Annotated in this window: 10 protein-coding genes; 4 read left to right on the top strand and 6 right to left on the bottom strand. The window is 68.9% G+C overall.

The features are described from left to right. Positions 1–129 precede the first annotated feature (129 nt). Positions 130–363 carry a type ISP restriction/modification enzyme gene (locus tag BSP109_RS15720; protein ID WP_257944743.1) on the top strand — a complete coding sequence of 78 codons (234 nt, stop codon included), beginning with the start codon at positions 130–132 and terminating at the stop codon, positions 361–363. Between the two features lie 196 nt (positions 364–559). Here the strand turns inward: BSP109_RS15720 and BSP109_RS15715 are convergent, their stop codons facing one another. Both BSP109_RS15715 and pdxS read right to left on the bottom strand, forming a co-directional pair. Beyond that, the gene (locus BSP109_RS15715; RefSeq protein WP_101601855.1) at positions 560–1,393 is read right to left on the bottom strand and encodes an SAM-dependent methyltransferase; all 834 of its coding nucleotides are present in this window, start codon (positions 1,391–1,393) and stop codon (positions 560–562) included. 47 nt (positions 1,394–1,440) lie between these two features. Continuing rightward, a complete protein-coding gene (gene pdxS / locus BSP109_RS15710; RefSeq protein ID WP_101601854.1) occupies positions 1,441–2,361 on the bottom strand; it encodes a pyridoxal 5'-phosphate synthase lyase subunit PdxS in 921 nt (306 codons plus the stop codon). A 105-nt stretch (positions 2,362–2,466) separates the two neighbouring features. Here pdxS and BSP109_RS15705 point away from each other — a divergent pair, with 105 nt between their 5' ends. From BSP109_RS15705 to BSP109_RS15695, 3 genes are all read left to right on the top strand, one after another. Beyond that, positions 2,467–3,807, top strand: coding sequence for an aminotransferase class I/II-fold pyridoxal phosphate-dependent enzyme (locus tag BSP109_RS15705; protein ID WP_374700178.1), 1,341 nt, complete (start codon positions 2,467–2,469; stop codon positions 3,805–3,807). 145 nt (positions 3,808–3,952) lie between these two features. Further along, positions 3,953–5,194 carry an inorganic phosphate transporter gene (locus BSP109_RS15700; RefSeq protein ID WP_101601852.1) on the top strand — a complete coding sequence of 414 codons (1,242 nt, stop codon included), beginning with the start codon at positions 3,953–3,955 and terminating at the stop codon, positions 5,192–5,194. Between the two features lie 2 nt (positions 5,195–5,196). Beyond that, positions 5,197–5,523, top strand: coding sequence for a peptidase (locus BSP109_RS15695; protein WP_180959792.1), 327 nt, complete (start codon positions 5,197–5,199; stop codon positions 5,521–5,523). Positions 5,524–5,883: 360 nt separating this feature from the next. On the opposite strand, the gene BSP109_RS15690 is transcribed toward BSP109_RS15695, so the two are convergent. From BSP109_RS15690 to BSP109_RS15675, 4 genes are read right to left on the bottom strand one after another with little or no spacing between them, the layout of a single operon-like run. Further along, complete coding sequence (locus BSP109_RS15690) at positions 5,884–7,503, bottom strand: deoxyguanosinetriphosphate triphosphohydrolase family protein (RefSeq protein WP_101601849.1); 1,620 nt, start codon at positions 7,501–7,503, stop codon at positions 5,884–5,886. Further along, complete coding sequence (locus BSP109_RS15685; RefSeq protein ID WP_219618576.1) at positions 7,504–8,565, bottom strand: MsnO8 family LLM class oxidoreductase; 1,062 nt, start codon at positions 8,563–8,565, stop codon at positions 7,504–7,506. Between the two features lie 60 nt (positions 8,566–8,625). Continuing rightward, entirely contained in the window at positions 8,626–9,048 is a 423-nt protein-coding gene (locus BSP109_RS15680) for a phage holin family protein (protein ID WP_087007107.1), read from the bottom strand. Between the two features lie 35 nt (positions 9,049–9,083). Then, positions 9,084–9,401, bottom strand: coding sequence for a hypothetical protein (locus BSP109_RS15675; protein WP_087007109.1), 318 nt, complete (start codon positions 9,399–9,401; stop codon positions 9,084–9,086). Positions 9,402–9,726 lie beyond the last annotated feature (325 nt).

The raw sequence follows: 9,726 nt of genomic DNA, 5'->3' as shown, positions 1-9,726 counted from the left end.
TGCATGGCAGGGCCTTGGGTGTGAGGGATCTTGGAGAATTTCCATCATCACCCAAGGCCCGCCTCTCATTCATCACCGACACACTGGGTGCAGAGACCCTGCTACGCACTCTGAAACCGGAAGAGCCGCATTCCGGAGGAGGCGCACAACTACGTGCTCGGCTCCCGGCCCGCTCTGGACTGGGTGCTGCGGCAGTACCAGGTGACGACGGACAAGGCATCCGGCATCGTGAATGACCCCAACGACTGGGGGCGTGAGCTCGGACAGCCCAGCTACATCGTCGACCTCGTGAAGAAGGTGACGACGGTGAGCGTCGAGACCATGCGAATCGTGCGGGAGCTGCCGACTCTGACGCTCGACTAGCGTGCGAACATGACGCAGAAGGTTGCGCTCAGCTGTTCACGACGCCGGCTGCAAGGGGCTGCCGACCTATTGCCTGTCCGAACTGGTCCAGCTCCCGATAGTGCGCTGCGGGTGCACTGCGACCGTGGGATCGTGCTGAGCCGGCGCGTCGCATGGGGTGGTGGCACGCCATGGCCGATCACATCTGGATCGAGCCCTACCGGATCCCGCTCAACATCGCGTCCTCGGTCCGCCCGAGTTCCAGCACCACGGTCTGCGAATCCACGGCGACGTGCTGGGTCGTCGTGAAGCCGTGGTGCTGGGCGACGCGCGCCGCGTCGCGGGCTTGAGCGCTGTGCATCTCCACGAGGACCGTGCCGTGCGACGCCACCCACTGAGGTGCTTCGCAGATGAGCGACCGGGCAGCGTCCAGCCCGTCCGTGCCGCCGAACAGCGCGGCGGACGGTTCGAAGTCTCGTGCTTCGTGAGGCAGGAGGTCCGCCTCGCCGTCGGGCACATAGGGCGGGACCGCAGCGAGGACGGACACACGCCCCGCGAGGCGATCCGGCAGTCCGCGGAGGACGGAGCCCGGGTGGACCTCCGCAGTGTCGTCGAGATTCGTCCGGGCATACCGCAGGGCCGCCTCATCGAGATCCGTCACATGGACCTCGGCGGAACGGTGAGCCGCGCGGACCGCCGCAGCAATGGGAGCGACCCCGGCGAACGCCTCGACGAACACCGGGGGCGAGGTCTGAGCGGAGTCTGCACCGGCCGATTCGACGGCGGCCACTGCGACCTCGGCCAGCAGACGCGTGCGCTGACGCGGCACGAAGACGCCTGGTCCCACGCGGAGCCGCAGGCCGCCGAACTCGACCCAGCCCACGAGCTGCTCCAGCGGAGCACCTTCCACGCGGGCTCGCACCAATCGTTCGAGGTCTGCTGCACTGTCCGCGGCCTCCCGCAGCACCGCAGCCTCTTCCTCCGCGAAGACGCAGCCCGCGCTCCGCAGCGCGGCGACGAGCCCATCGGGCTCGTCGGGAGGCGCAGTCACTGCGCTGCCGTGCTCGCTGATGCCATGGACGTCATGGTGTCATGGGGTCACCATCCGCGCTCTGCCAGCCGATGCGGGGCAGGGAGGTCGGCGACGCTGATGCCGACAATCGCCTCGCCGAGGCCCCGCGACGCCGCCGCTACGACGGCCGGGTTCGTGTACGACTCGGTCGCCCGTACGATCGCCTGTGCGCGCTCAGCAGGGTTCCCGGACTTGAAGATCCCGGATCCCACGAACACCCCGTCCGCGCCCAGCTGCATCATCATTGCGGCATCCGCCGGAGTCGCCACGCCCCCGGCGGTGAAGAGCGGGACGGGCAGACGGCCGGCCTCCGCGACCTCGGCGACGAGGTCGTACGGCGCCTGGAGCTCCTTCGCAGCGACATAGAGCTCGTCCTTCGCCAGCGCGCGCAGTGAGGCGATCTCCGCGGTGATGGTGCGGATGTGCTTCGTGGCCTCCGATACGTCCCCGGTCCCCGCTTCGCCCTTCGACCGGATCATCTGAGCGCCCTCCGAGATGCGGCGCAGGGCCTCGCCCAGGTTCGTCGCTCCGCACACGAACGGCACGGAGAAGTCCCGCTTGCCGATGTGGTGGACGTAGTCGGCGGGGGAGAGGACCTCCGATTCGTCGATGAAGTCCACGCCCAGCTCCTGCAGCACCTGGGCCTCGACGAAGTGGCCGATCCTCGCCTTCGCCATCACCGGGACGGACACCGCGGCGATGATCCCGTCGATGAGGTCCGGGTCGCTCATGCGGGCGACACCGCCCTGCGCCCGGATGTCCGCCGGGACGCGTTCGAGCGCCATCACTGCGACCGCTCCCGCGTCCTCTGCGATCCGCGCCTGCTCTGCCGTGACGACGTCCATGATGACGCCGCCCTTCAGTCGGTCGGCGAGTCCCTTCGCCGCACCGGCTGCGGTCGCTGCCGGGCGCTGTGTTGTTGTGGTGGTCTCCGTCGTGAGCGTCATGATCGATCCCGTTCATCCAGTGCACGTCGTCGCGCGTGCGAGCATCGTTGGCCTAGGCCAATATCTGGCCTAGGCCAAAAGATAGCATGCTGCGCCCGTAGACTCGTGAACGTGAGCACATCAGTCGGATCAGGCATCAGAGGACGCACGTCGGCGGAGATCGCTGAGAGCGTGCGCGGACTCGTCGACCGGGGTGCTCTGGCCCCCGGAGACGGACTGCCGCCCGTGCGCGCACTCGCCGACGACCTGGGCGTCAACCGGAACACCGTCGTCTCCGCATACGGCGTGCTGGGCCGGACGGGAGTCGTCGAATCACTGGGGCGGGCCGGCACGCGGATCGCTGACCGGGCACGCGTGCCGCAGGAGGGGTATGCGTCCACGGACTCTCTCCGCGACCTCGCCAGCGGGAATCCGGACCCGGCTCTGATCCCCGACCCCGCGCGGGCACTCCAGGCCGCAGGCGGGTGTCCGATCCTCTACGGCGAGCCCGTGATCGACCCGGGGCTCGCGGCATGGGCGCGTACGTGGATGGAGCCGGACGCACCCGGAGAGTTCGGCCTCACGGTCACGAACGGCGCGGTCGACGCAGTCGAGCGGCTGCTCGCCCAGGTGCTCACCCGCGATGATGCGGTCGCGCTCGAGGACCCCTGCTTCCTCGCGAGCATCCACACGGTGCGCCTGGGCGGCTATCGGCCCGTGCCCGTTCCCGTCGATGAGGAGGGGATGACGGTCGAGGGGCTCCGTGCGGCGCTCGCGCAGGGAGTGCGCGCGATCGTCTGCACGCCGCGGGCCCAGAACCCGACGGGAGCGTCGCGGTCGTTGGAGCGCGCGGAGAGCCTGAGGCGGGTCCTCGCCGACCACCCGTACGTCCTCGTGATCGAGGACGACTACTTCTCGCTGCTGTCGCAGCGGCCGTTCCACCCGATCGTGGGGCCCGAGCACCGTCGGTGGGCGCTCGTGCGGTCCCTGTCCAAGTTCATCGGCCCTGATATCGCCGTCGCGCTCGTCGCCTCCGACGCAGAGACCGCGAACCGTCTGGCGATGCGGCTGAGTCCCGGGACCACGTGGGTGAGCCACCTGCTCCAGCGCATCGCCCACGCGCTCCTGACCGACGATGCTGCACGTGCGCAGATCCAGCGCGCGGGTGCTCACTACGCGCAGCGCAATGCGGACTTCGCCGCGCACCTCGCCGAGCACGGGGTGCTCGCGCAGCCCGGCGACGGACTCAGTGCGTGGGTTCCGGTGGGTGCGCCCGCGCAGCAGGTCCAGGAAGGGCTCGCTCGGCGCGGATGGCGGGTGCGGCCCGGTGACGAGTTCCGCTTCGCGGACTCCTCGGCCGTCTCCCATCGACTGCGCATCACCGTGCATGCGCTCTCCGACGCCGAGGCCGCGGCCCTGGCCGTTGACCTCGCCTGCGCTGTGGCTGAGGCACGCGCCCGCGGGTGAAATTCCGCGCGTGAGGCAGTCGACTGGGTGAATTTCTGCTTACTATGAGGTGCACATGCAGTGAATGCCGAGCAACGGCATGATTGCCGCCGCCCTCCGCACTGAGCGCCGGGCGACGTGACGACCCTCGAACACAAGGCAGTCAGTGGAACTCCTCACCCTCACAGTCGTGCTGGTCATAGCACTCGCACTGTTCTTCGACTTCACCAATGGCTTCCATGACACCGCGAACGCGATGGCGACGCCCATCGCGACGGGTGCGCTGAAGCCCAAGACGGCGGTCGCCCTCGCCGCGATCCTCAACCTCATCGGCGCGCTCCTGTCCACCGAGGTGGCGAAGACCGTGTCCGGCGGGATCCTCCACGAGGACCGGATCAGCGGCGACATCTTCCCGTTCGTGATCTTCGCCGGACTGATCGGCGCGATCTTCTGGAACATGCTCACGTGGCTGTTGGGGCTCCCCTCCAGCTCGTCCCACGCCCTCTTCGGCGGGCTGCTGGGCGCCGCGATCGTGGGCATCGGGTTCTCCGCCGTCAACGTGGCAGGCGTCCTGTCGAAGATCATCTTGCCGGCCCTGCTGTCGCCGCTGACCGCGGCGCTCATCGCGTTCCTCTGCACCAAGATCGCCTACCGCATGACCCGGCGCTACGACGGCAGGCCCAACGGTCGCGACGGCTTCCGACGGGGACAGGTCTTCACGTCCTCCCTCGTCGCCCTGGCGCACGGGACCAACGACGCGCAGAAGACGATGGGCGTCATCACCCTGGTCCTCATCACTGCAGGGTGGCAGTCCGCCGCACACCACGAACCGCAGCTGTGGGTCGTCCTGTCGTGCGCCATCACGATCGCGCTGGGCACCTACATGGGCGGTTGGCGGATCATCCGGACGCTCGGCAAGGGACTCACCGAAGTCCGGCCCGCGCAGGGCTTCGCCGCGGAGACGTCCACGGGGGCGACGATCCTCGTGTCGTCGGCTCTGGGCTTCGCCCTGTCGACCACGCAGGTGGCCTCCGGTTCAGTCATCGGCTCCGGGCTGGGGCGTCGGGGCTCGAAGGTGCAGTGGTCGACCGCCGGCAAGATCGTCTCCGGATGGCTACTCACCCTTCCCGCAGCCGGCCTCGTGGGCGCACTCGCCACGGTCGTCATCATGGTGATCGGTCCCTGGGGCCTGCTCATCGACACCGTGGTGTTCGGCGGTGTGGTCCTGTGGCTCTATCTCCGCTCACTCGCCCACCGGGTGGATCACGCGAACGCGTTCAGCGACGTCGCGGAATCGGGCCGCGCCGTCGACATCAAGGCGAAGAGGTCCGCGGCAGCGGGCTCCGATGCGGATGAGTCGGCCGGAACGACCATCGACACACCCGACGACGCACGCGAGGGGAACTGACCATGCAGATCGAATGGATCGCCTTCCTCGAAGTCTTCGCTGTAGCGCTCGGCTGCGCCGCGATCGTCGTGACCTTCTACGCCCTGGGCCTGCGACTGCTCGTCTCAGGCGGCCGGGCACCCGTCGTGCCACCGGCCGAGTTCCCCGACGCGATCGCGGTGCGTTCCGGGAAGCAGGCCGCCAAGGCTGAGAAGAAGGCGGCGAAGGCCGCGGCCAAGACTCCGCTGACGCAGGGGCAGCAGAGCGCGAGGCTCGGTGCGGCCTACGTCTGCTTCGGCATCTGCGCGGTCGCAGTGCTGGGCGCGGTACTGTATCTCGTGCTGTACTGACGCGACGATGGAAAGAACCATGGCCCGAGCGCCTCTCCTCTCGAGCGATTACACCCGCCAGAGCCTCGCTGGCGTCGCGGGGCTGGGTCGGTGCCTGCAGCGGCACCGAGTTCCCCATGCTCTACCTCGTCTTCGAGATCGCGTTCTCCGCCGTCTACTGCTTCTTCCCGCATGTCGTCGTCAACGATCTCGATCCCCACACTCTCCAGGAGGTGTGCGGACACCAGTACCGGGGACGGGTCCGCTGGTGGCCTTCGCCTTCAACACCGTCATCGTGGCGATGTCGGTGACCCTGCTGTTCGGCGGCTTCGCCGCCTGAGCCCCAAGGACGGCGTGTGACGGAAGCGCTAGCGCCGGCGGTCACCCTCGGGTCATCGAGGCGTGTGTGGCCAGCGCCTGCTGGTCCGTCATCGACGCGACGTAGTCGAGGATCGCACGCGACCGTCCCTGTCGTCGCAGGGCCGCTTCGCCTCCGTCGCCGGTGAGCAGGTCCGGCCTGCGACCGTGCAGGTCGAAGACGGCCTGAGTCGTCCCGTCGATCCACTCCAGCAGACGGCGCGGTGCGCGGCCGTGGTCGTGCGGGTCGTCGAGCCACGCATCGAACCCCCGGACCAGGTCCTCGAGCACTCGGGCCTGGCCCCTCTGCGCCTGAGCGATGTCCGGCAGGTCGAGCACGAAGCGCGCGTGGACGAACTTCAGCACCAGGACCTCGTGCCAGGCACGCTGCTCCAGGTGCACGTGACCGCCGCGCACATGGGGGTGCGCCTCCACGACCACGGCGCTGCGCAGGCGCTCGATCCAGCGGCGGGTGAATGAGGAGACGGCGCGCTCTGCTTCGACGCCCCCGTCGTAGGGGCGGGTCAGCAGATCGTCGCCCAGCTCGCTGCTGATGCGCTTCACCGCGTCTGCGAAGAACTCCCGATCGGCGATCCACGGATCCTTCGTCTTCGTCCTCCGCCACAGCAGTTCGAGTGAGACGCCGGGGACGCGCCACTGCCGATCGAGATCCTCTGTGCGCCCGTCGCGGAATCCACCGGAGTCCCTGAGCCAGGCATGGAACTCGCCCGCGACCGGTGCGTGCTGGAGGACGCCCGCACGGACGAAGTCGTCGAGGTCGTGGACGGCGTAGGCGATGTCGTCGGCCAGGTCCATGATCGCGCAGTCGACGGTCTGCGCCCCGGGCTCGAGGTGCGGGAACGCCGTGCGGACCTCATCCATCTCCTCGGCCTCGAGCGCGTAGGCGGAGAACTTGACGGCCCCGCGGACCGGATCGAGGCCCACCCCGCGGGGCCGCTCCTCGGCAGGCATCCGCTCTGCATCGATTCCCGCCCACATGCCGCGTGTCCATGGATACTTCAGCACTGAGGCGCGGACCGACGCGGTGAGGTTCACCCCGGGGAAGTCCAGCCCCAGCGTGTCGAGAGTGGTGAGTATGCGGAACGTCTGCGCATTGCCCTCGAAGCCCTCATCCAGTCCCAGTTCCGTCGTGGCGAGTCGGTCGAGGACTCGCTCGCCGAGGTGCCCGAACGGCGGGTGCCCGAGGTCGTGGGCGTGCGCAGCCGCCTGCGCGACGATCGTGTCGCACCCTCCCAGGTGCTCGAGGGTGCGACCGCCATCGTCGTCGGCCGTCGCTCGGTCAGCGGCATGCTCGCGATGCAGGGACAGACGGGCGGCGAGGTTCGCAGCGATGACGCGCGCGACCGCACTGACCTTGAGCGAGTGCGTGAGTCGGTTGTGCATGACCGGGCCCACACCGGACTGGGGCACCACCTGGGTCACGGCCGACAGGCGTCCGAAGTACGGAGAGAACCTCAGGCGCTCTAGGTCGATCCGATACTCGTGGACCTCTCCATGGCCAGACGCATCGGGCTCCGCTGCCTCTTCGACCGCGGATCGATGCTGTGAGCGGATGGACTCCGGGTGACGCCGCCGCAATCTGCGGTCAGCGTCCGGAACGGGGAGGACCGGCCTGTCGGTCATTCACACATCACCTCTCTGGATCACGATCTGCCCGAGCAGCCGGTCGCTCAGCTCACCGCCCGCACGATCCGACACGTCACCGGTGACGAGCAGCTCATCGGCCCCCGTGTACCTCACGATCCGCTGGAGGCGTGCGGCCACCTGCTCCGGTGTGCCGTGCACCGTCGACGCCAGCGCCTGCTCGACGCGCCGGGCCTGCTGGGACGAGAGTGCGGCGACGTCCAGGTCCTCAGCCGGGAGCAGGCTGTCGAACGAACCGGTGGAGCGCGAGAGCGCCATCGCCCACGCCTCGGGCAGCGCCAGCCGTCGCGCCGCCTCCTCGGTGGGAGCGACCGCGACGGACGCACTTACGATGAGCCGCGGGGCGCTGAACCAGGACGAGGGCACGAACGCACTGCGATAGGCGGTCGCACCCGGGTGAGACTCGGGTCCACGCGCGTCGGACTCCTCGTCGCCGGCGACTCCACCGGCCGCGCCGGGATCGACCGAGGGGCCGCCGAGCACGGCACCCAGCCCGGCCCGGGCAGCGAAGGGGAGGCGGCCGCCACCGGTGAGGAGGTACAGCGGAGTGGGCGCTGCCGGCAGTGGTCGGAGCGTGACCGCTCCGCGGCCTGAGAGCACATCGGTGAGCTCCTCGACATCGGCCTCGAAGTGCGAGGCCGCGTCGTCGTCCTGTCGGAGCGACCTGCGCACAGCGGAGGTGAAGCCCGTGCTCGCGCCCAGTCCCACGTCGACGCGGGACGGGTGGAGCGCCTCGAGTGTGGAGACGGCCTCCGCGATGACGAACGGTGGATGAGCCGGGACCATGATGCCTCCGGTGCCGACCCTGATCCGCGACGTCGCACCGGCGACGGCGGAGGCGAGCAGAGCGGGTGAGGAGCCCGCAATGCCCGGAACCGCGTGGTGCTCAGCGACCCACACTCCGCGGAATCCCAGGGCCTCGAGCCGCACCGCGCGGTCGACGACCTCGCGCAGGATGACGTCGTCCGCCGCACTGCGACGCGTGAGGGCTCTGTCCAGGACGGACAACGGGATTCCCTGGCTGGAGCTCTCCGTGCTCACGGTGCTCTGGGTACTCACGATGCGCAGCGCTGCGGGTACCGGGCAGTCATGCGCCGCACCTCACCGCTCCGCCGTGCGCTCTGGCGCGGAGTCGGGGAGCAGCCAACCCAGCACCGCGGAGACGACGGCCACGATGATGGCTGCGAGGACCGCGGTCCAGAAGAAGGCGTCGACCTCCAGGACGATGGGTGTGAACTCCGACAGCCACGCCGTCAGCGCGATCATGAGCGCATTCACGACGATGGAGAAGAGCCCCAGGGTGAGGCACGTGAGAGGAGTCGAGACGAACGCGACGATCGGCTTGACGAAGGCGTTGACCACGCCGAAGACGACGGCGATCACGAGGTAGGCGACGACGGTGGCGGGACCGTCGCCGATCGCGGAGGCGAGTGCGCCGCTGCCGGAGATCGAGAGCCCCGGCAGCAGGATCGCGGCTGCCGCGAGTGCAAGCGCGTTGACGATGGTGCGGACGAGGAATCTCATGGACTCCACTGTACGGAGCGCCGCTGGAAGAACCCTCAGGGGAGGCGGGTGGCCACGTCCTCGATGACCTTCGCCGCCATCGACGCGTTCTTCTTGCCGTCCATGAGTGCGCGCGGTGCCTCCGGAAGGCCCGTGACCACCAGCTCCAGGCGTGCGCCGCCGGGCTCGTCCAGCACCTGCGCCGTGACGATGTGTCCCCATGAGAAGAGCGACTTGCCCGTCTGGAACGTCACCGCGCGCGCTCCGTCGTCCGCTTCCAGCAGGTGCCGCGCGCTGTGCGCGCATTCCTGGAGCGCCCGGTAGACGGCTTCCGGTTCCGCAGAGAAGCTGCGGGTCGATTCCTTCTCGAACATGGGTGCGCTCCGTGGGTCATCCTGGCGGTGCCTCGTGCGGGACCGCTGCGAGTTCTACGCTACGACACGCGCAGATTCCCACTCTCGGATCTGTGTTGCGGTCCTGTCACACGCACCCGTCCGCGCAGATCGTGGATCAGCAGTGCGATCCATGCACGGAGGGCGGCACGACCGCGCGGGATATGCGAGAGTAGCCCAGAGTCCCATAGAGTGGTGGCATTCCCACCAGGGACTTCACCCCCAAAAATGTGAAGAACCATCGTGGGATCCCGCTAGTAGTTCCGCCAAGAACCTCACGAAAGGCATCCCACGATGGCTGACCCCA

This window comes from Brevibacterium sp. Mu109 (genome assembly GCF_900169375.1).
Taxonomy (GTDB): domain Bacteria; phylum Actinomycetota; class Actinomycetes; order Actinomycetales; family Brevibacteriaceae; genus Brevibacterium; species Brevibacterium yomogidense_A.
The sequence above is the reverse complement of the archived record's forward strand: the minus strand, read 5'-3'. Positions and strand labels throughout refer to the sequence as shown.

What these genes read in the sequence shown, in the direction of transcription:
- pdxS (WP_101601854.1), bottom strand. Translation starts at nt 2,361, where the DNA reads ATGACGCTCACGACGGAGACCACCACAACAACACAGCGCCCGGCAGCG.
- BSP109_RS15695 (WP_180959792.1), top strand. Translation starts at nt 5,197, where the DNA reads ATGCAGATCGAATGGATCGCCTTCCTCGAAGTCTTCGCTGTAGCGCTC.
- BSP109_RS15690 (WP_101601849.1), bottom strand. Translation starts at nt 7,503, where the DNA reads ATGACCGACAGGCCGGTCCTCCCCGTTCCGGACGCTGACCGCAGATTG.
- BSP109_RS15680 (WP_087007107.1), bottom strand. Translation starts at nt 9,048, where the DNA reads ATGAGATTCCTCGTCCGCACCATCGTCAACGCGCTTGCACTCGCGGCA.
- BSP109_RS15675 (WP_087007109.1), bottom strand. Translation starts at nt 9,401, where the DNA reads ATGTTCGAGAAGGAATCGACCCGCAGCTTCTCTGCGGAACCGGAAGCC.